The sequence below is a fragment of the Flavobacterium chungangense LMG 26729 genome, from assembly GCF_000735715.2.
In the GTDB taxonomy this organism is placed as follows: Bacteria; Bacteroidota; Bacteroidia; order Flavobacteriales; family Flavobacteriaceae; genus Flavobacterium; species Flavobacterium chungangense.
On sequence record NZ_JASY01000008.1, the window covers coordinates 187,872 to 210,191 of the forward strand.

Sequence of the window (22,320 nt, forward strand, 5' to 3'; positions counted from 1 at the left end):
CTTCTTATATTAGGATAGTTAACAAATTATTAAGAGTTTTGCGATACTAATTCAAAATATTTAAAAATGAAACTAAAGTTCAATGGATTTTTAGTGCTATTATTAGCACTAGTTGCGCAAATTACTTTTGCACAAGAAAGAGCTGTTTCTGGAACAGTTTCTGACAATTCAGGCATGCCTTTACCGGGTGTGAGTGTATTAGTTAAAGGAACCAAAGCAGGAACACAAACAGATTTTGATGGTAAATTTACGATCAAAGCAGCACCAAGCCAGGTTTTGGTATTTAGCTACATTGGTATGAAAAGCCAGGAAGTAGCAGCGAGTTCGACATCTATTAACGTAAAATTAAAAGATGATTCTGTAGAATTGGAAGGTGTGGTTGTTACCGCATTGGGTATTAAAAAAGAAGAGAAAAAACTTGGATACGCAGTATCTAAAGTAACTTCAGATGAAATAATAAAATCCGGAGAACAAAATGTTGTTCAAGCATTAGCAGGAAAAGCCGCTGGTGTTCAGATTATTGGCTCAGGAGGTACTCCAGGTGCTTCTAGTAAAATTATCATTAGAGGAGCAAACACTATTAATGGATCAACAGATCCTTTAATTGTAGTTGATGGAGTTCCAATTGATAATACTACTGATCAAACTGCTGCCGGAGACAACCCTTTTAATGCTAACTTATCAGGTATTAACAACTCAAACAGAGCATTAGACATTAACCCTAACGACGTAGAAAGTGTTACTATCCTTAAAGGACCTGCTGCCGCAGCATTATATGGAGCTAGAGCAGGGAATGGGGTAATTATTTACACTACTAAAAAAGGAAAAAACGGAAAAGGTTTAGGTATTGATATTTCAAGTTCTTTGGCAATTGACAGAGTAAGCCAATTACCTGCAAGACAGAACAAATATGTTCAGGGTACAACTGCAACTGCAACTACAATACCTAATAACACACCACAAAGTTGGGGACCAAGCGCTGAATCTTTAGGCGTACCAACATATGATAATATTGGTAATTTCTTCCAAGATGGAATTACACATACCAATAACATCTCATTCACTGGAGGAGATCAAAAAGCATCTTTTAGAGCTTCTTATGGAAACGTAACCCAAACAGGTATGGTTCCAGAAACAGGTCTAAAAAGAAATACAATAAGATTTGCAGGAGACATAAAATTAAGCGAAAAATGGAAAGCTGGTGGTAGCATGCAATACACACATACTACAAATACTTTAGCACAAAACGGTAGTAATACTTCTGGAGTTATGCTAAGTTTAATGCGCTCCCCTATTAGTTATGATTTAAGAAATTACAAAGATGAGTTCGGAAATAATACTAATTATTTTCCAAATTATGACAACCCATATTTTACAGTAAATGATAACCCCGCTACAAGTGATGTTAACCGTGCTTTAGGTAATATATTCTTGACTTATACTCATGCTGAATGGTTATCTTTGACAGCTAAAGCAGGTATTGATACTTATTCAGATGCACGTAAACAAATATTTGCAATTTCATCAAATGGTGATAGTTTAGGAGGAATTGGAGAAATAGCTTTTAATAGTATTACAAGTAAAGATTATTATGGAGATTTCATCGCAACAGGTTTATTACCTATTAAATCTGATTGGCTAAAAATCAACTATACTGCTGGTCTTAACTTACGTTCAAATCAATATCTAAGTGTCTATTCAAGAGGAAAAGGTTTATCTGTTAGATATAATTATAACTTGGGCAATGCTACAGAATTATTCGCATCTAACTCTGAAGAAAATACTATTTCAAGAGCATTATTTGCACAAGTGGATTTTGATATTAAAGATCAAATCTTCATAGCCGGTACAATAAGAAAAGAATGGTCATCAACTTATGGTGACAATATAAAAAGCGCTATATTCCCTTCTGGAACGGCCTCTTGGATCGTTTCGAATACTTTTGACTTACCTAGCTTTATCAAATTAAGTTATGGTTATGGAGAAGTAGGTATTGCACCAACTGCTTACCGCACAAAAAGTTATTATAGCCAGCCAAGCCTTACAGATGGTTTTACAGATGGTTTAAGTTTTCCATATGGCGGAATAAATGGTATGGGTCTGTTAGGTCGTTTAGGAAACCCAGACTTAAAACCAGAAAGAGTATTAGGCCATGATTTAGGTTTAAGTACTAAATTTTTAGAAAACCGTTTAACGTTCGACTTGAATTTATACTACAAAACATCTAAAGATTTATTAATTGATGTACCATTAGCTCAGTCTTCTGGATTTGGATTCCAATATAAAAATGCTGCAGAATTAGTTAACAAAGGTGTTGAAGTTGAATTAGGATATGACATATTCAAGAAAAGTAATGCTTTTCAATGGAACATAAACCTGAACTGGGCATTAAATAAAAATGAAGTTACAGACATTTCTGGTGGATTAGACGAGATTTCAATAGAACCTGCTTTTTCTTCAATTGGATATTTTGCAGTTAAAGGACAACCATTGGGAAGTTTTTACGGAACTAAGTGGTTACGTGATGAAAATGGGCAAATAATTGTTGGAACTAATGGTTTAGCAAAATTAGATCCGGAAACTGGAAATTTAGGAAATTCTGCTCCAAAGTGGACAGGCGGTATTAGAAATACTTTTGCATTTAAAAGAGTTACATTATCTGCCTTATTAGACATTAGACATGGTGGTGTTGTATACAATGGTACAGGAGCAAGATTAAACACAATTGGTATTTCGGCAGGATCAGCTGACAGAGAACACACTTATATTATTCCTGGAGTTAAAGAAGACGGCACCCCTAATGATATTGAAATAACGGCTAAAAGTTATTTCCAAAACTTTAAAGGAGATAGCTCTTTAGCAGCCGCAGAAGAAGCTACAACAGATGTTAACTGGGTTAGATTACGTGATGTAAGCCTAAGCTATGATTTTAACACAAAACAATTTCCTTTCTTGAGTTCTGCACAGTTATCAGTAACAGGAAGAAACTTATGGTTAGACACTAATTATAAAGGAGTTGATCCAGAGACAAGTTTAACAGGAGCTGGTTCTAGTATTAACGGCTTAGATTATTTTAATAATCCAGGAAGTAAGTCATTCATAATGAGTTTACGCGTAAGCTTTTAATTTAAATTAAATAAAAATGAAAAAATATATAAAAAATATAATTCTTACAGCATTTAGCATTGGCTTACTAACTGGCTGTCAGACAGAATTAGACGAATTTAACAATAATCCAAATGATCCTGATTCCAGTAATCCATCATTACTAATAGCCGCAATGGAACTTGGTACTTTTCAGACTCACTCAAGTGGATTAATGAGAAATGCCGGTATTTTTACGCAACACCTACAAGGAACAAATGTTGGACAATTAGGCGCTATTGGTAAATACATTGTAAATGAGGGTGATGTAAATAATGAGTGGAATCTAATTTACGGGACCACTTTAATGAATGGCCATATACTAAACCGTGATTTTGCAGAAAATTTCCCTTATTATAATGGAATAGGTCAGGTATTAACTGCAATAAATTTAGGGTATGCAACAGATATGTGGGGGGATGTTCCTTATGATGAAGCTTTTTTAGCAGCTGAAGGAAATCAAACTCCTAAATACAACACTCAACAGGAGATTTATGAAAGATTGCAAACTATTTTAGACAAAGCAATTGTAAACTTATCTAAGCCTCTGGCTAGTAATGAAGAGGTTCCAGGCAATGATGACTTTATCTTCAAAGGTAAAGTTGCTAAGTGGATTAAAGTTGCTCGCGTATTGAAAGCTAGATATGCTTTGAGATTAACTGCTGTTGATGTAAATGCTGCACAAAAAGCATTAGACTATGTAACTGCAGCTGGAATGACATCAAACGATGACGATGCAAATACGTATTTCATTGGCGAACAAAACTCATTAAATCAATGGTATGCGTTTGAAGACTCACGTCCAACCTATTTAAAAATGGGTAAATATTTCGTAGACCACTTAGTTACCAATAGCGACCCTAGATTACCATTTATGGTTGACCTTGATGAAAACGATGGATACTCTGGAAATGCACCTGAAGATGATGATTCTGTTGAAACATCTTATATAGGAGGCTTCTTAAGTAGTGCTAATGAAGATCCAGACGGACAAAGAGGTTTTGCAAGTCATGATTGGCAAATTGGTATCGTAACTTATGCTGAAGCAAAATTCATTGAAGCTGAAGCTAAAGCTAGATTAGCACAAAATGGTGTTAAAGCTGCATTAGAAGAAGCTGTGACTGCTTCTGTAACAAAAGTTACAGGTGTTGCCCCATCATCTACTTTCTTAACAAATGCAACTGCAACATTTGATGTTGCTAATATTCTTCAACAGAAATATATTGCTCTTTTCTTAACAATGGAGCCTTATAATGATTATAGAAGAACCGGTTTTCCTGCAATAACTCCAAATCAGGCTTCTGATACAAAAGTTGTTCCTGTGAGACTACCTACTCCTTCTGATGAGAGACAATACAACCCTAATGCAACTGTAGTTAGTAATGTAACTACAAAACTTTGGTGGGACGCTAACTAATTTAGCAGAAACAAATAATACAAAACCACTCTGTTCATTCAGGGTGGTTTTTTTTTATATAAACATTATACCTATATTTGCGATATGGAAAAAGAACATCAAATATTTGGAATCAGAGCTATTATAGAAGCAATTCAGGCAGGAAAAGAAGTAGACAAAGTATTCATTCAGAAAGAAATTTCGGGTGAGTTAATGAAGGATTTAATGAAAGTCATGAAGCGCGCCAACATTAATTTCTCCTACGTTCCTGTTGAAAAACTGAATCGTTTAACTCCTAATAATCATCAGGGAGCAGTTGCAACAATATCTCCGATTGGATTCATAGATTTAGAACATCTTGTTGAATCTACAATTGAATCCGGTTCTAAACCTTTGTTTTTAATATTAGACCAAATTTCTGATGCAAGAAATTTTGGAGCCATCATAAGAACTGCAGAATGCACTGGCGTAAACGGAATTATTGTTCAAAAAGCTGGATCTGCCCCTGTAAACGGAGATACTGTAAAAACTTCAGCCGGAGCTGTTTTTAATGTACCCATTTGTAAAGTAGAACACATTAAGGATGCTATTTTTTATTTACAGGGTTCAGGAATCAAAACTATTGCTGCAACTGAGAAAACAGAACAAAATATTTATGATCTGGAATTAAATGTACCAACTGCAATCATTATGGGTTCTGAAGACAGAGGAATTAATCCTTCTGTTTTAAAAATTGTCGATGAAAAAGCAAAACTACCCATGTTTGGAACCATTGGATCATTAAATGTTTCGGTTGCCTGTGGAGCATTCTTATATGAAGCTGTTCGCCAAAGAAACTAAGGGAATCACTACAAAGAATAGAAAAGCGCCTCTAACTGAGGTGCTTTTTTGTTACCTTAGGTTCTCTGAAACCATTAACACCATTGCTTTCATCATTAAACCTTTTATCTACAAAGATTTATCCTCTGATTTCGAATTGGTTATAATATAATTAACCGAAATATCAGAATTGAAATAAGAAGATAATATTTCAGACTCTTCAGGAGGTATTTCAGTATTGACGAAATTACCATTCTCGTCAAAGTGCTTCATAAAAGCATCTTCATTGGGATTAAAATCAGGTTTTTGCCAATCATAAACAATTGGTTTAGCATATTCCGGAGTTTTATAAAACAAAGACATTACAAACCCTGTTATAAAACCTGCCAAATGTCCTTCCCACGAAATATTTTGATCAACATCCGGAAAAACATACCAAATCATTCCACCATAAAGTAAAACTACCGCAAATGAAAGTGCTACTAAACGATAATATCGGGTCTGAATCCCTTTGAAAAATATAAAACTTACCAAAACATAAATTAGTCCACTTGCACCAATGTGAAAATTTTCCCTCCCAATAATCCATGTTATTAAACCTGAAAATAAAATTCCAAATCCTATAACCGCAAAAGATTGTTTAGGGTAAAAAAATTGCAAAGCAGACAATAATACTAAAAGCGGAATAGAGTTATTATATAGATGGTTTAAATTTTCATGAATAAAGGGACTAAATAAAATACCCTGCAAACCTGATACATCCCTTGGATAAATTCCATTTTGATAAAAATCAAAATCAAACCGAATCTGAACCCAATAAATAATCCATAAAAAGAGGACAAAAAACACTGGTAGTCCAATAACTGCAGTTGAAAATTTAAAATGGTTATCGTTCATATTTTTATTAATCAATTGAATAATTATTAATCAAAAAACTATCCAAATACAATTTACTGATAATTTGTCAGCAAAAAATAATTTTCTAAAGACACGATTCATAGCCCTGATTACTATGACATAAACAAGTTAATAAATCTTTTTTTTTAATTTAAATTAGTTTTATTTTAAGACACAGCAAGTTTGCGAATAAGAATTCAACAAAAGGTTTTATATCTTACTCGTTGATAATAAGGGTTGTCCCTGATAAGATTTATGCTGATTTTCTAACCTCAAATGTTTTGTTATCTCTAATACAGGCACATATACGATGTACTATTTTATTTCTGACATTGTTAATTACGAGCATTTTATTTTTTCCTTCTTGTACTTTTCTTTTAAAATATTCTTTCATTTCCGGGTCGTGATTAACTGCCGACAAGGCGCACATGTGTAATTGCTTTTTAAGCTTTTTGTTAGCCATATGATGAACTTTCGGTCTTAACCTTATGCTTTTGCCTGAAGTATGTTCAAAAGGCACCACTCCTGCGTAACAAGCCAATTGTCTTGGCGTTGAATAGGTTGTGAATTCATTCGTAAAACAGATTAGATATAGAGTAGTTACTTTACCAACTCCAGGAACTGAAATGGCTTGTGAATAAATTTTGCTTAAGTTTTCATCTTCTTTTATAAATAAATCTAATTGTTTTTCTATTTGCTTTAAATCAGAAGTAATTCCTTTTATGGTTTGCTTTTGAAATTTATCAGAAAGTTTAGATACTTCCGGGTCTAACGATTTCATTTCTTTTGAATTGCGTATCAAAGAAGCTTTGGTAAGAATTAGTTTTTCCCTTAATGACATTAGATTTCTGATCTTTTCAACGGTTCGGCTGGGAGCTTTATAAATGATAGCTTCCTGCTGATTTTTCATTGCATAAATGGCAATTCTTTCTGCATCAATTTTATCATTTTTACCTCTTTGAAGTCCCATACTCCTAATGATTTTCAAAGACATTTCTACCCAAAGAGAATAATTAAAACCCATTAAATATCTAATGATTAATTTTCCATACATACCCGTATGTTCTAAGCAAACAAGAGTTTGCTGACTTGTAGCGCCTTGTTTTTTAAGCCATTGATTTAATGTTTTTACTCCTTTGGAATCATTTGCAAATTGATTGTGAATTGGTTTTTCTTTTGCTCCATTCAGAATTAAAACTGCATCAAAATATTCCTTGGATACATCGATGCCTAGAAAATGTTTAAATTTGTTCATAAGAAAATGTTTTAAAAATTAGCAACCAACTATTGAATAAATTCATATCCTTGATAATAGGCATTAAATCCTTAATTACTATTCTGAAGCTTATTCAATAAAACTGACAAAGTCCTAATCAGGGCATAAGTAGCAAACTTTGATAGAAGAGAAGGTTCACTTTGTCAGTTTGGTTGTTGATTAAAATTACTTTAAATCTTCCTAACAAATCTAAAGGATAGAAGTGAAAATCCTTTTATGCCGGTGTTCGGCATAAAAGATTGTAACGGATAGCGGGAAATGGCTCCTGAAAAAACACCTTAAAACAAACCTAAACAGTCTGTGTTTGAATAAAAAAGTGTAATTTTGCACTCCAATTTATAAAAGTATGAGAACCAAGTCTTTAAAAAAGAACAAAATTAACGTAATCACTCTTGGGTGTTCGAAAAATGTATATGATAGTGAAGTGTTAATGGGACAGCTTCGTGCCAATGGCAAAGAAGTACAACATGAGGCACCAGCCGCTGAGGAAGGAAACATTATCGTAATCAACACTTGCGGTTTTATTGACAATGCGAAAGCAGAATCGGTAAACATGATTTTGGAATATGCTGATAAAAAAGACAAAGGGTTGGTCGACAAGGTTTTTGTTACAGGATGTTTATCCGAACGCTACAGACCGGATTTAGAAAAAGAAATTCCGAATGTAGACCAATATTTTGGAACTACAGAACTGCCTCAGCTTTTAAAAGCATTGGGAGCAGATTATAAACATGAATTATTAGGAGAGCGTTTAACTACGACTCCAAAAAATTACGCATACTTAAAAATTGCTGAAGGCTGTGACAGACCGTGCAGTTTCTGTGCGATTCCGTTAATGCGTGGCTCACATGTTTCTCAACCAATTGAAAAATTAGTAAAGGAAGCACAAGGTTTAGCCAAAAACGGCGTAAAAGAACTAATTCTGATCGCTCAGGATTTAACTTACTATGGCCTTGATCTTTATAAAAAAAGAAACCTTGCTGAACTTTTAGAAGCATTGGCAGCCGTTGAAGGAATTGAATGGATTCGTTTACATTATGCCTATCCTACCGGTTTCCCTATGGATGTTTTGGAATTAATGAAACGTGAACCTAAAATCTGTAATTATATTGATATTCCGTTACAGCATATTTCGGATAATATTTTAAAATCGATGCGTCGTGGTACAACTCAGGCCAAAACGACTCAGTTATTGAAAGATTTTCGTGCTGCGGTTCCCGGAATGGCCATCAGAACTACTTTGATTGTTGGTTACCCAGGCGAAACCCAGGAAGATTTTGAAATTTTGAAAGATTTTGTTCAGGAAATGAAATTTGACAGAATGGGCTGTTTTGCTTATTCTCATGAAGAAAACACTCATGCTTATTTATTGGAAGACGATGTTCCTGCTGATGTAAAACAAGCCAGAGCCAATGAAATCATGGAATTACAATCGCAAATTTCATGGGATTTGAATCAGGAAAAAGTAGGACAGATTTACAAATGTATTATTGACAGAAAAGAAGGTGCTCATTTTGTTGGAAGAACCGAATTTGACAGTCCGGATGTTGACAATGAGGTTTTAATAGATGCCTCAAAACATTACGTAAAAACTGGTGAATTTGTTAATATCAAGATAATAGAAGCTACAGAATTTGATTTATACGGAGAACCTGCTTAAATTTACCGTAACCGATTTTTAAATTTCAACTTAGAAAATACTTTTATGAAACTTATACAATCTTTTTTTCTATTAGTTTTTACTTTATTAAGCCTTAATTCCGTTTCGGCTCAATATGGAAACGGATACAATAATGGCTATGGTAATGGCTACGGCGGAAGAGGGGGCGGAATGGGAATGGACAGAAGCATGATGCAGGGGTCGCAAAGTAGCCCAAGCAAGCCAAAAGAAGTTCCTGTAGAAGAAACAGCTGCTAAAATTGTAGAACAAATGAAACCGGAAGTAAATCTTGATGAATTGCAGGTTATTGCCATTACAAATGTTTTAGCAGACAGCATGAGAGAACAAGGTGTTCTCTTAAAAAACGAAAGCAGTAGTCAGGATCAGAAAATTGAGCAAATAAATGCATTAAGAGAAGTTACGACTAAAAAAATAACTGCTTTTTTAAATCCTGCACAGATAGAAAAATACACCACTTTTATGGCTAATTTTAAAGAAATAAAAAAGAATAAGTCAAAAAAGAAGAAAGAAAAAAAAGAAGTTAAGGAAGATACTGAAGAAATAAAACCTGCAGAATAACTATTTCTACTTAATCTTAAAATGTAAAACATGTTAAAAAAACATTTTTGTTATCTCATTTCAGCAATTATAATTACTTCTTGCGGAACAAAAAACCCATACAGAACAACAGAAAAAGTTTATGATCAGCAGCTTAAAACTTTAGAAAATCAAATTACAAGCAAAGAAGTTGCACCAATACCAGTTACCCCGGTTATCATTGATACTACTTACGCAACGCAATTAGGGATTGTAAAAGATACGTTATCAAAAACAGGATCTACACCTTTATTAAATGGCATCAACACAGAATGGATAGGAACTGTCAATTTCAATCTGAGAAAACCCAGTTTCATTATCATTCACCATACAGCTCAAGATTCTCTACAGCAAACCATTAGTACTTTTACAAAAACTAAAACACAGGTCAGCTCTCACTATATAATTTCTGAAAACGGCAAAGTTGTTCAGATGTTAAATGATTATTTAAGAGCATGGCATGCAGGTGCTTCAACATGGGGAAAAAATACAGATTTAAATTCAAGCTCTATCGGTATCGAACTTGACAATAATGGCTTCAAGCCCTTTACTGAAGCTCAAATTGGAAGTTTAATTGCGCTTTTGACAAAATTGAAAAAAGATTACAACATTCCAACACAAAACATATTAGGGCATGCTGATATTGCTCCAGGCAGAAAACAAGATCCAAGCGCTTTATTTCCATGGAAGACATTAGCCGAAAAAGGATTTGGAATATGGCCTGATGAAATTTTAGAAGAAGCTCCTTTTGATTTTAAAATTGAACCTGCATTGCGAATTATCGGTTATAATACCAAAAATCTATCAGCAGCAATAATGGCTTTTAAATTACATTATATTCAAACTGACACCAGCTCTGTTTTAGACCGTAAAACAATAGATACAATCTATTCTATTTACAAAAAACAGCTACAATAACTTTTATTTTATAAAAAATGCGTTTCTAATTCAATTTAGAAACGCATTTTTTTAAAGAAACCAATTATATCCCTCACTCCCTATATTCTTAAATAATAAAAAAAAACACTTGTTTGTTTATCAATAGGTACTAGCAAATATTACACAAAACGATAAGATTAAAATTAGTATTAAGTTAAAACCACTAAACTTAAACCGAAAACTACCAAGCTAAATCCAAGCAAATCAACAACTTTTTATCAGAACCAAATTATCACATCTTAACTACTCTTTTTACGATTAAACATATTAGTGAAAGACGTGTAAACTAAAAACTCTGTACTGAAAACAGAAGGTTTGTTTTGACGAGACCTTCAGTTTTACTATTTTGAAATTAGACTAAAGAAGTTGAAGAGTGTGTTTTTTCGTACTATAAAACATTACAATACTGCAGGTTTTAAACCACCGATTTGAGACCAATAAAAAAGCTGCCAAAATTTCACAATTTTGACAGCTTCCAAAAAAAAAAAAAAAATATCAATCTTTATCTCTTTTTAAAGAGTATGTTTTATTTAATCTTAGAATCCGTAAACTAAAGCTAAAAGCACCTGAGAAGCAGATTTAGCAGGAGCTAAATCAGAATCTACGAACAGAACTTCATCTGAATTAGAATCAAGTCTAAACTCTGGAATAATCGTTAAGCCGTTTATTTTATAATTTCCTGATAAAGTAAAAGCTGTAACATCCGTATCTAAAGAACCTTCTTTAGACTTAAAGTATTCTGCACGCAACCCTAAAGCAAAAGCATCACTAATTGCATAAGATGGATATAAAGCACCACCTGTATAACCAACATCGCCTTCGTTTGAAAAATCAGCAGCGTTTAAACCTAATTTAAATTTATCAGTTAATTGAAATGTTGCAGTCAAGTCAACAATAGTACCACTTACTGAACCATCCATAAAATTCAAATAAGCACTTGCTTTATCTGTTACATAAGACAATTGACCTCCAACAGCATTTAATCCTTTTTGTGAATCCGCTTTGTATGTATTCCAAGAGTCATTAAACACCCCTACCATTGCCCCGAATTTCTCCGTTATCGCATAATTAGCTTTAACTCCTGCATTTTGGAATGGTCCGTTGGTAAATAAATAAGAAGTAGAGTAGTGAAAGTTCCCTACAGGTGAGATTACCTCATATCCAATAAATGTCCCCATATAACCTGCAGTAAGACTAAGTTTATCTGTAACTGCATAGCTTGCATACAAGTTTTGGATGTGGAATGAATTGTCCGCATTTGAACTACTTCCATCACCATTTGGTAATGATTGGTATTGACCTCTTGGTCCAAAAGAAATTTCACCTACGAAAGAAATGTTCTTTATTTTCTTCTTCAAAGCAATATCTAACATTCCTAAAGAAACTGAATTCTGATCTGTTGCGAAACTTGTTGGAATATTAGGAACTTTAGCAAAATCATATTTGTAATATACATCTCCGGAACCTGAAATTTCTAAAGGAGTGGTTTCTGGAGTGTCATCTTGTGCAAATGCAAAACTTGTTGTTAAGGCTAATGATAAAATACATAATACTTTTTTCATGTGTTAAATTGGTTTTAGTTAATTAATTTGATTTTGGTTAGTTAAATTTTTATCTATTATTATATTAATTATACGATTCCACTTTGAACTTTAAACCCATCTAATCATCATCATTTTCTTCAGCGAATTTATTAACTTTTGTATGAGTAGAAGAATCGAAATCTATTTTTTTAATGTTTTTGAAGCAGAATTATGGATTACAAAAATTAAATTAAAAATAATCGTTATTTCACATTTATACGGATTGGTTTTTAAAAATACGATAACACATTTTAAGCAACAATATTTAAAAAAACAGGGTTTAACAAAATTAAAAATATAAAAAAAGACAATTTTCTCACTTTTTTAAACACAAAAACACAAATCACCCCATAAAAAATAGGGGTTAAAAAAAATTTAAATAAAAATAAAATATTCAAGCCATCAAAATAACTTTAAAAAGTTCAAAAACAAATCAAAATAACCAGGCTAAATTCTTACAAAAAAGTGTCGTGAAAAATATTCTACTTAACTTAAAATAACAAAAAAAAGCCTGCTCAAACGAACAGGCTTTCCTCATGATAAATAACAAACTTATTCCTTATAATTATATTTCCTTAAAAATTCACGGACTTTAATTCCAGATTCTTTCAAGTCCTTTTCTTTCCAATTACCTTCTGATTTAGCAGATTTTTGCAGAATCGAACAAGTTTCATCTTTATCCGAAACTGACCAGGTAATCCAGCTTAATTTTCGTTCTTCCATCCAGTCAATATATTCCTGCCATGCTTTCATATCCAAAAGTCCATCACCACTCGCTTCCATTCCTGCAGATTCTGATATAAAAATTGGCAAACCGTTTTTAATTGCTTCATCAGTTCTATCCCTGAGTTCTTTACCATGCGCTGCGGCATAAAAATGCATCGTGTACATTATATTATTGTATCCTACAATGGGATCAGCTGCCGGAAGATTGACATCCTGATCCCAATGAGGAGATCCCACCAAAATAATATTTTTAGAATCATTATTTCTTATCACCTTAATTACTTCTTCGGCATACGCCTTAATTTGTGGCCAGGTTTCATCATCCGGCTCATTAAAAATCTCATAAATGACATTTGGGTATTTCGCATATTTTTTGGATATCTCTGCAAAAAAAACCTTTGCTTCTTCTAAATTTATATTATGACTGTGCCAGTCTATAATCACATAAATATCAGATTTTATTGCCCCCTTAATAACAGACTCTATTTTATCTTTTGAAAATTGAGAATTCTTTTTATAAGCCATCTCTCCTAATTCGATTCCCATAGCGGCACGAACTATATTACAGTTAAAATCTTTTTTCAGCCACTTAACTGCTTTTTCATTGTAAAATCTTGGCCACATGCTATGCCAGCCAAAACTCATTCCACGCAAGACTATCGGGTTATTGTTTTTATCTACCAATTGAGTACCCTGAACACTTAACTGACCATGTTTTTTTACAAATTGTGCATTAGCATAACAAAACATCAATAATAAGACAGTCACAAAAAGTTTAATTTCTGATTTCATATTAAGGTATTATGGAATTAATCTTAGCGTAATAACATCATGAGAAGCAAGATCTGCTTTAAAATTATTTTTAGTATTTCCAATTTCTTTGTTTTTCCAAAGATCTTTCAATTTATAAACTGTTTTACCCAAATTTGCCTCATAACCAAAATCAGCATCTTTAATTATATGTTTTTTCCATTCGAAATTGATTTTTTTAGAAACATCACTTCTGTTCAAAAATGTCACAGCCCAATTTCCATCTGATAATGGTTTTACCCAAACTTCTACTCCATCTTCTGCAAGATATTTAAAACCCTGAATACCTAACTTATCCTGATTAACCGCAATTAGTTCTTTATTGGTTAAAATTGCCAATGTTTCTTTTGACATTTTTCTGTAATCATTTCCACTAAACAGTGGTGATGCCAACATACACCATATGCTAAAATGTGCTTTGTCTTCGGTATCATTCATTTCGTTCCCAACTTCCATCATATCAAAATCATTCCAGTGGTCAGGGCCTGAATATTTTCGAATATCTTTACGCATATCTGCAATTTTCATGAATCCCCAGGATGACCAATTTTCAGGATGCTTAAATTCGCAATCAAAACAAGGATAAATATCACCGGAAATCCTCCAAAGGTTTCCAACTGGTTTACCCCACTCCCAAGGCTGGTTATCACCCCATTCACAAAGACTAAACACAATAGGCCTTCCGGCTGTTTTTAGTGCATTACTCATTGTTGTATAAGCTTCGGGCGCAGTAATTCCTTTTGTATTACACCAATCGTATTTAAGAAAATCGATTCCAAGTTGGGCATAAAATCGGGCATCTTGGTATTCATAACCGCGAGTTCCCGGATATCCGGCACATGTTTGTGTTCCGGCACAATTATACAGACCAAATTTCAAACCTTTGCTGTGTACATAATCTACCACAGCTTTCATTCCATTTGGGAATTTACCTGGATCTGGGACTAAATCTCCGTTTGCACCTCGCTCTTTTGCCATCCATCCATCGTCCAGGACAATATAATTATAACCTGCCGCGGCCATTCCTGATGAAACCATAATATCAGCCGTTTCTTTTACCAATTTTTCATCGATATTGGTTGCAAAAGTATTCCATGAGTTCCACCCCATCGGAGGTGTCATTGCAAGACCTTCAAATTTCCCTCCGGTTTGATTGTGGGTATTTCCCTGACTGAGGCCTACTATGGAAATATGCAAAGCCAATATTAAAATTATTCTTTTCATTTTTTTTAAAATTAAAATACTTTATAAAAAATGTTCCCTAATTTTTCAACCAGGGAACATTTTAGACTAACTCAAATTAAACAAATTTATTTATTTCAAAACAAATCCCATATCATCCATATATATAGTATTACCTCCAAAATTCCCTGACTCTTGCAGTGTTAACTGATCGAAAGTTGTCGGATTTCCTATTTCAGAAAAAGGAATTTCAATATAAGTCCATACAGAACTAAGAGATCTTTTAATTTGATAAGCCCAACCTCCAAACACAAATGTTAAACTTGCATTAGTATTAGCAGAAGCACTTTTCACTCGAACTCTAAAAGCTTTATACTTAGAAACATCTCTGGAATTAAATTTCATATCAGCACCATCCCAACCATTAAAAACTATTTTCATCGATGCATCTCCCTGAATTTTATCTGTAGTATAGTTTGTATTAAACTCATTTCCACTCCATGTCCAGTGCCCGGTATCTCCTTGCAACACATCATCGTATAATGCTGACCCCACTCCAACACTTGATGGAGTTGTACCTGAGATATTACTAACTGTTACATATTTGTCATTTCCATTCGCTGGCATTTTAAAAGTGATTTGTGTTAAAGTTGAAGATAATACAGTTGCATTTTCTGTTCCAACTTTCACAATAGGATTTAAAAAGTAATTCCCATTAATTGTAACAATATCTCCTTCTGCCGCATTTTCAGGATTAAACCAGTTGAATGTAGGCACTGGTGGCGCAACTGTTATATCAAACTCTGCAGTTCCTTTTTCCGTAACAACTTTAATTTTGTTTGATGCATCCGCATAAGGTGTTTTTTCATCAACCAATATAACTATATCAGTATCAGTAACAAATGTTGGTCTAAAATAGGTATCATAATCATTAAAATAAACCTTTTTTGCTGTTAAAAATCCCTTTCCATGAATTATATAATAGTTTTTAGGATCAACAATACTAACAGGCTCTAATGACTTAATAGTTCCATCTTCATAATAACCAGAAGGCATTACTGACTCAATCACCGGAGTATTTCCTCCATTCGAATCATTATCATCGTTTGAGCATGAAGTAAAAAGTATTAGAAATAACAAACATGCTATTAATGAAACATTTTTTAAATTTTTCATATTTTATATTTTTAAAATTATTTGAAAGTATATGGAACTACTTCTGTCAATTTTGGATTTTTAATCAAATCATCTGAAGGATAAGGCAATAAAAGACTTGTAGCAGTTATTGCAATATGTTTTGCAGTGTATCTATCCCCTCTGTCCTGTGCTTCTAATATAGCTTTAGCTTTAGCAAAAGGCAAACGTCCTAAATCAAAATAATAATCTCCTTCAACTGCCAATTCTGAACGTCTTTCCTTAAATATATCATCAAAAGATATTGAAGCTTTTTCAGTTAAACCTGCTCTTTTACGAACTGCATTAAACGATTTAAGAGCCAATGCATCAGTAGTACTTCCTGTTTGAGAACCTAATATAGCTTCAGCATGAATTAATAACAACTCCGCATAACGCATTTGATACGTATTCATACTGCTTTCTCCATTAAAGGGTTTATTAAATTTACCTGTGATTGGTAAGTTTTCTTTTCCAATTACATATTTTTTTACACCTGAGCCAGAGTTTTGAGTTTCATTTGCAATGTCAAAAGTATAACCTAAAATATAAGGAGCCCCTACAGTTGTTTCAGCATAGGTTAAATTTGGATAATAATCTCCAGGAAGCATAAAAGTCTCTATTCTTCTTTTATCATTAACTTCGTAACCGTTTTTAATTAAGTCCTGAGAAGGAGCGATACCCTGACTATAAGTAGTTTCAACTAATCTGTTTTCCGGAGCAAAAGTTGTATTAGAGAAGTTACCCTCAAAATAAGTTCCCGTACCTGTCCATTGCCATGAAAAGATTGATTCTTCATTATTATTGTTTTTTTGCAAAAACAAATCAGCAAAAGATTTTGTAGGCAATTCTTCGCCTCCTAACAACTTAAACTCTCCACTATTAATAACCTCCTGAGCCATTTGTCTTGCCAAATCATATTTCTTTTGATATAGATATACTTTTGCTAAGAAAGCTTTAGCAGATCCACTAGATACATGAGCATTAGCGGCATAATCTGCTCCTCTGTTTTTAGTTTTTAAATTATCAATAGCAAATTTCAAATCGTTCTCAATGAACTTATATACATCTTCAACCGGGTTACTTGGAATAACAAAATTCTTAGAATAATCGGCATTGTTTTCGATAATTGGCACATTACCCCATAATCTCACAAGGAAGAAATAAGAAAAGGCTCTGATAAAATGCGCTTCTCCCAATGCATTATCTAACGCTGCTTTACTAACATTTGGCCCAACACTGATAGGCAAACTGTTAATATAAGCATTAGAATTTGCTATAGCTCCAAAGCAAGATCTCCAGGAATCAGATATATATGAAGCCGTATTCGTAAAGCTTAAATCTGTAAACTTAGCAAAGTTATCATTATACTTTGAAACCAAATTACCTGAAATAACATCTGTAATTGCATAATAACCCTCCTTGTTCATATTAAACCACACAATACCGTACAACCCATTCGTTGCATTATCAAGTTTAACATCTGAATCATAATAATTCCCCATAGTTGGAGTTCCCTCTGCAGGCACATCTATAAAATCCTGTGAACAAGAGGATGAGACCAACAACATCAATGTCAAAGCAACAGCACTGCTCTTTTTTATTATATTTTTCATATTAATCATATTAAAATTCAACATTTAAACCAAAAGATATTTGTCTAGGCGTAGGATAACGCCCATTATCAACACCTGACAATAATGCATCCTGATTATAAGAACCTACTTCAGGATCATAACCTTTGTATTTTGTAAAAGTGTATAGATTTTGCGCGCTTGCATATAATCTCAATCTAGACAGTTTAATTTTTGAAATAAGATCTGAAGGCAAAGAATAACCTAAAGTTACATTTTGAATTCTCAAATAAGATCCGTCTTCAATAAAACGTGACGATATCGCATTATTTATATGAGAATAAACGGATGGTGTTGGCAAACTAGCATCTAAATTATCTGCTGAATAGAAATCTGATGCTTCAGTTAAATAATTTGTTCCAACGCTACTATTCATTACACCAGATGCTCTGGTTAAATTCATCAATTTATTTCCAGTTGTTCCCTGAACCATAATAGATAAATCAACACTTTTATATTTGAAATTATTTGTAAATCCGTAAGTTAATTTTGGATTTGGATTTCCAATTGAAACTAAATCTTTTACATCAATAATTCCATCATTATTTTGATCTTTGTAAATCACATCTCCTTTTTGAAACTCTGGCAATAATGAATTAGTTCCATTTTTCAAAGGCACTTTAGTCCCGCCATTATCATATCCGTAAGTCAACAAATCATCATCTGTTCTGTAAATTCCTGTAGCCTGATAACCAACAAATGATCCTATTGGCAAGCCTTCCGTAGTTCTTGAAACAGATATAGTATGATAAGCAAGTGTATTCATTGTTTTAACAATATTCAATCCTGCCATATCGGTAACCTGATTAACATATTTCGATAAATTCAAACTACTATTCCACGAGAAATTTTCAGAGAAATTATGAGAATACCCAAGTGTAACCTCAATCCCTTTATTTTCCATACTTCCAAGATTAAAGTAAGGCGGATTTACCCCTCCTTCATAATCTCCTCCACCAGAAAGAAAGTTTGGCAAAGGAACTTGATATAAGAAATCTTTATTAACTTTTCTATATAGCTCAACAGTAGCAGTAAATTTAGAATCAAACAATGTAAAATCTAAACCTAAATTTGTTTGCTCCTGAGTTTCCCATTTCAAATCTTTATTAGGAGTATTTGAAGGCAAATAAGAACTTCCCATTGAACTATTTACTATATGCAAATTTGAATCATACAAATTATTACCAATTTGATTATTTCCTGTTTGTCCCCAACCAAATCTAAGTTTAATATTATCAATATACTTTTTAGTACCCTCCATAAAAGATTCATTTGAAAGTTTCCAAGAAGCACCAACAGAACTAAATACGCCCCATTTATTACCTACAGTAAACTTTGAAGAACCATCTGTTCTAACTGCTGCACTAACACCATATTTATCAGCATAATCATAAACTAACCTTCCTAGGTAAGAGGATAATGTTTGTGTCCCCTGATACGGACTACTTATAATTGCTTTAGACAAATCAGAAGCTGCAAGCGAGTGATCTCTATTATCCTTAAAACCGGTAGCGTTAACAGAATGTCCCTGCCAATGTGATCTATTTGCTTCCTGCACTGCCAAAACTGTAAAGTTATGTTTACCAATAGTATTTCTGTAGGTAATCATATTTTTTAAGTTCCATGAATTACCCGAAGAAGGATTATAATATAAGTTCGCATAATCTTTTACTGCATTTCCTAAAGAATACATTGGATCATATTGCTGACCTAAATTATCATACATATAACCTCCAAATTCAAAACGATATTCTAATCCTTTAAACAAATCAATTTGAGTATAAAAATTACCCGAATAATTTTTTCTAACTAATGTATTAGACCCTAATAAAGATGTAGCTACAGGATTAACAAATGAAGTTAGACCTCCAGCAGGCGGCCCGGCAAAAGATCCTGACAATTCTCTAACAGCAACATCCGGAGTAGAGAATAAAGAAGTAGCAACTACTCCATTAAACTGACCATTTAATGTTAATTTTTCATCTGTTAATGCAGCACTAACATTTAAACCTACTTTTATAAATTTATTTACTTTAGCATCAATATTTGATCTCACGTTATATCTTTTGAAACCTGATTCTATCACAATACCATCTTGATCCAGCACTCCTCCAGAGATAAAATAATTTATTCCATCTTTACCACCTGAGAAAGACAACTGATGTGAAGTCATAATTCCTGTTTGATAAATTTCATCCTGCCAATCCGTACCTTTACCCAAAAGTTCAGGATGAGCAAATTCAGAGCGAATAGCAGTATTGTCTCCTGGACGTAAAATAGGAGCCAAAGCATTTTGATGAGCTGCATATTGTTGAAGGTTCATCGAAGGTAATTTTTTTGGTAAATTACTGAACGAATATGTGTTTTCGTAAGTTAATTTTCCTGTTCCTTTCTTTCCAGATTTTGTTGTTACTATAACAACACCATTTGCTCCACGAGAACCGTAAATAGCTGTAGCAGAAGCATCCTTAAGAATATCAATAGACTCTATATCACTAGGATTTATTAATGACAATGGACTATATGTAATATTACCAGAGTTTGAAAAGTTAGAATTTCCAGCCGCATTTCTTCCTGATGTAGATGAGTTTCTGGCATCACCGGAAATTGGCACTCCATCAATTACATATAAAGGTTCGTTAGTACCTGTCAAAGAAGAAGCTCCTCTAATTTTTACAGAAACATTTCCTCCTGGCTCTCCAGAATTATTATTCACAACAACCCCCGCAGCCTTACCCTGCATCATTTGATCAAAAGAAGCCACCTTTAAATTTTCAATATCTTTTGCTCCAATACTGGAAATAGCACTGTTTACGTCCTTTCTTTTTACAGTTCCATAACCAATTACTACTACATCTTTTAAATCTTCAGCAGCAGATTTTAAAATTACATTTATAGTCCCTTTTCCATCTACAGCAATTTTTTGAGTATTAAATCCAATAAATGAGAATTGTAAAGTAGCATTTACAGGAACATCAATAGTATATTTCCCATCAAAATCAGTTGAAACCGAAGTTTTCGATCCTACAACCGAAATATTTGCTCCAGGAATTGACAATCCTTTATCATCTGAGACTGTTCCCGATACCTTAACCTGAGCAGTAATAAAATTACTTGTCAGTAACAAAAATAAAATCAATGGAATCGCTCTGTGGTTAGCATTCCAATGAATAAAATTAGTCATTAGTTTTTTCATAATAAATGTTTGGTTAGTTTAAGTTTAATACTTACTTGATAAAAAGCTAAAAAAGGAGTTCGTTTTTTTAACTAATTTATTTTAACAAATCTATAACAGAAGTTTACATGAAGTTAATAGTATTATATCATTTGATGATAATATTTTTACTTTAATAATTTAAAAAAACACATAGTGAAATAAAAACATCATTTTTTTAAATTATTCGTAATTTATCTACTTGAAAACCCTACAAACAATAAACATTAATTAACGATTTGTCAAAAATTAAAACGATTTCGTTAAAAATAATATTTGTTTATGAAAAAAAAGTATTACTACAAAATACGCTTTAATCCAGAAAAATCCTCCCTATACTGACTAGGCGTACAATTTTTAGTAGCTTTAAAACTACGATTGAAATTTGCTATATTATTAAAACCGGACTTAAAAGCTATTTCTGAAACACTCATATCTTTTTCAACCAGCCAACGAGCAGCATATCCAATTCGGATATCATTAATATAATTTACAAAGGTTTTCCCTGTACGTTTTTTTATAAATCGGTTAAAAGAAATTATAGACATACTTGCAATATTGGCCGCATCTTCTAAAGTAATTTTATCCGCAAAATGTTTTTGTACATATTCGTAGACTAACTTCATTTTATCATAATCCTCAAAAGTATCATAGTCTACCGTATAAGTCGAGAGCAATCTTTGATTTCTGGAATTAGCCAAATCATACAATAGCGAAGTGATTTCCAAAAAATAATCCATACCATCTAATTTAGAGAGCTTTATCAATCTTGGAGTTAATTCTTCTGCTACTTTTTTAGAAAACAAAATACCATGAATAGAACGATTAAACATATCCCGTATAGGATTCATAATACGCCTTGAAAGCAAAGATTCATGAAATAAATCATTATGAAACTGTATAGTGATTTCATGTATTTTTTTACTGGTACATTTATTCAATTCCCAACCGTGATACAAATTAGGCCCAATCAAAACCAACTCAACATTATCAATTTCTTCAATATTATCCCCAACCACACGCTTAACTCCTTTTCCGTTCAAAATAAAATTAATTTCAAATTCCGGATGATAATGCACCGGAAAATCAAAACTATCCTTAACTCTGTCGAAGACTAAAAAACTATCACCACTGGACAAAGGAGCAATCTCTCTGTAAAAATTTTTAGCTGTACTCATATTATTATAAAGTTATTAAAGATCATAAAACAACAAATCCATTTGCAATAATATGATATATAATTGATAAAATAATATTAATTATACGAGAA

General features: G+C 32.9%; 15 protein-coding genes. 6 read left to right on the forward strand and 9 right to left on the reverse strand.

Annotation, left to right across the window (positions count from 1 at the left end; genetic code table 11):
- Positions 1-66: 66 nt before the first annotated feature.
- The 3 genes from JE46_RS14730 to rlmB all read left to right on the forward strand — a co-directional run bounded on the left by JE46_RS14730 (position 67) and on the right by rlmB (position 5,380).
- Positions 67-3,126 (forward strand): SusC/RagA family TonB-linked outer membrane protein, encoded by a 3,060-nt coding sequence (locus JE46_RS14730; RefSeq protein WP_031456045.1) that lies wholly within the window; start codon positions 67-69, stop codon positions 3,124-3,126.
- 16 nt (positions 3,127-3,142) lie between these two features.
- Complete coding sequence (locus JE46_RS14735) at positions 3,143-4,561, forward strand: SusD/RagB family nutrient-binding outer membrane lipoprotein (protein WP_031456046.1); 1,419 nt, start codon at positions 3,143-3,145, stop codon at positions 4,559-4,561.
- An 84-nt stretch (positions 4,562-4,645) separates the two neighbouring features.
- Entirely contained in the window at positions 4,646-5,380 is a 735-nt protein-coding gene (gene rlmB / locus JE46_RS14740) for a 23S rRNA (guanosine(2251)-2'-O)-methyltransferase RlmB (RefSeq protein ID WP_031456047.1), read from the forward strand.
- A gap of 108 nt (positions 5,381-5,488) precedes the next feature.
- Here the strand turns inward: rlmB and JE46_RS14745 are convergent, their stop codons facing one another.
- Both JE46_RS14745 and JE46_RS14750 read right to left on the reverse strand, forming a co-directional pair.
- Positions 5,489-6,256, reverse strand: a complete 768-nt coding sequence (locus JE46_RS14745; RefSeq protein ID WP_031456048.1) for a rhomboid family intramembrane serine protease — start codon at positions 6,254-6,256, stop codon at positions 5,489-5,491.
- Between the two features lie 253 nt (positions 6,257-6,509).
- On the reverse strand, positions 6,510-7,511 hold the full coding sequence (locus JE46_RS14750) for an IS110 family RNA-guided transposase (RefSeq protein WP_031456049.1): 1,002 nt from the start codon (positions 7,509-7,511) through the stop codon (positions 6,510-6,512).
- A gap of 367 nt (positions 7,512-7,878) precedes the next feature.
- On the opposite strand from JE46_RS14750, the gene rimO reads away from it, so the two are divergent.
- From rimO to JE46_RS14765, 3 genes are read left to right on the forward strand one after another with little or no spacing between them, the layout of a single operon-like run.
- The gene (gene rimO / locus JE46_RS14755; RefSeq protein ID WP_031456050.1) at positions 7,879-9,192 is read left to right on the forward strand and encodes a 30S ribosomal protein S12 methylthiotransferase RimO; all 1,314 of its coding nucleotides are present in this window, start codon (positions 7,879-7,881) and stop codon (positions 9,190-9,192) included.
- Positions 9,193-9,237: 45 nt separating this feature from the next.
- Positions 9,238-9,771, forward strand: coding sequence for a hypothetical protein (locus JE46_RS14760; protein ID WP_031456051.1), 534 nt, complete (start codon positions 9,238-9,240; stop codon positions 9,769-9,771).
- A 30-nt stretch (positions 9,772-9,801) separates the two neighbouring features.
- Entirely contained in the window at positions 9,802-10,707 is a 906-nt protein-coding gene (locus tag JE46_RS14765) for an N-acetylmuramoyl-L-alanine amidase (protein ID WP_031456052.1), read from the forward strand.
- A 557-nt stretch (positions 10,708-11,264) separates the two neighbouring features.
- Here JE46_RS14765 and JE46_RS14770 read toward each other — a convergent pair.
- The 7 genes from JE46_RS14770 to JE46_RS14805 all read right to left on the reverse strand — a co-directional run bounded on the left by JE46_RS14770 (position 11,265) and on the right by JE46_RS14805 (position 22,228).
- On the reverse strand, positions 11,265-12,290 hold the full coding sequence (locus JE46_RS14770) for a porin (RefSeq protein ID WP_031456053.1): 1,026 nt from the start codon (positions 12,288-12,290) through the stop codon (positions 11,265-11,267).
- A 573-nt stretch (positions 12,291-12,863) separates the two neighbouring features.
- A complete protein-coding gene (locus tag JE46_RS14780) occupies positions 12,864-13,829 on the reverse strand; it encodes a glycoside hydrolase family 5 protein (protein WP_031456055.1) in 966 nt (321 codons plus the stop codon).
- A 9-nt stretch (positions 13,830-13,838) separates the two neighbouring features.
- A complete protein-coding gene (locus JE46_RS14785) occupies positions 13,839-15,071 on the reverse strand; it encodes a glycoside hydrolase family 27 protein (RefSeq protein WP_031456056.1) in 1,233 nt (410 codons plus the stop codon).
- Between the two features lie 90 nt (positions 15,072-15,161).
- Entirely contained in the window at positions 15,162-16,205 is a 1,044-nt protein-coding gene (locus JE46_RS14790; protein ID WP_031456057.1) for an IPT/TIG domain-containing protein, read from the reverse strand.
- 17 nt (positions 16,206-16,222) lie between these two features.
- On the reverse strand, positions 16,223-17,818 hold the full coding sequence (locus JE46_RS14795; protein WP_031456058.1) for a RagB/SusD family nutrient uptake outer membrane protein: 1,596 nt from the start codon (positions 17,816-17,818) through the stop codon (positions 16,223-16,225).
- A gap of 10 nt (positions 17,819-17,828) precedes the next feature.
- On the reverse strand, positions 17,829-21,032 hold the full coding sequence (locus JE46_RS14800) for a SusC/RagA family TonB-linked outer membrane protein (protein WP_031456059.1): 3,204 nt from the start codon (positions 21,030-21,032) through the stop codon (positions 17,829-17,831).
- Between the two features lie 317 nt (positions 21,033-21,349).
- Positions 21,350-22,228 carry an AraC family transcriptional regulator gene (locus tag JE46_RS14805; RefSeq protein WP_031456060.1) on the reverse strand — a complete coding sequence of 293 codons (879 nt, stop codon included), beginning with the start codon at positions 22,226-22,228 and terminating at the stop codon, positions 21,350-21,352.
- Positions 22,229-22,320: the final 92 nt, after the last annotated feature.

Coding starts and splice junctions, on each gene's coding strand:
- JE46_RS14730 (WP_031456045.1), top strand. CDS start 67: ATGAAACTAAAGTTCAATGGATTTTTAGTGCTATTATTAGCACTAGTT.
- JE46_RS14735 (WP_031456046.1), top strand. CDS start 3,143: ATGAAAAAATATATAAAAAATATAATTCTTACAGCATTTAGCATTGGC.
- rlmB (WP_031456047.1), top strand. CDS start 4,646: ATGGAAAAAGAACATCAAATATTTGGAATCAGAGCTATTATAGAAGCA.
- JE46_RS14745 (WP_031456048.1), bottom strand. CDS start 6,256: ATGAACGATAACCATTTTAAATTTTCAACTGCAGTTATTGGACTACCA.
- JE46_RS14750 (WP_031456049.1), bottom strand. CDS start 7,511: ATGAACAAATTTAAACATTTTCTAGGCATCGATGTATCCAAGGAATAT.
- rimO (WP_031456050.1), top strand. CDS start 7,879: ATGAGAACCAAGTCTTTAAAAAAGAACAAAATTAACGTAATCACTCTT.
- JE46_RS14760 (WP_031456051.1), top strand. CDS start 9,238: ATGAAACTTATACAATCTTTTTTTCTATTAGTTTTTACTTTATTAAGC.
- JE46_RS14765 (WP_031456052.1), top strand. CDS start 9,802: ATGTTAAAAAAACATTTTTGTTATCTCATTTCAGCAATTATAATTACT.
- JE46_RS14770 (WP_031456053.1), bottom strand. CDS start 12,290: ATGAAAAAAGTATTATGTATTTTATCATTAGCCTTAACAACAAGTTTT.
- JE46_RS14780 (WP_031456055.1), bottom strand. CDS start 13,829: ATGAAATCAGAAATTAAACTTTTTGTGACTGTCTTATTATTGATGTTT.
- JE46_RS14785 (WP_031456056.1), bottom strand. CDS start 15,071: ATGAAAAGAATAATTTTAATATTGGCTTTGCATATTTCCATAGTAGGC.
- JE46_RS14790 (WP_031456057.1), bottom strand. CDS start 16,205: ATGAAAAATTTAAAAAATGTTTCATTAATAGCATGTTTGTTATTTCTA.
- JE46_RS14795 (WP_031456058.1), bottom strand. CDS start 17,818: ATGAAAAATATAATAAAAAAGAGCAGTGCTGTTGCTTTGACATTGATG.
- JE46_RS14800 (WP_031456059.1), bottom strand. CDS start 21,032: ATGAAAAAACTAATGACTAATTTTATTCATTGGAATGCTAACCACAGA.
- JE46_RS14805 (WP_031456060.1), bottom strand. CDS start 22,228: ATGAGTACAGCTAAAAATTTTTACAGAGAGATTGCTCCTTTGTCCAGT.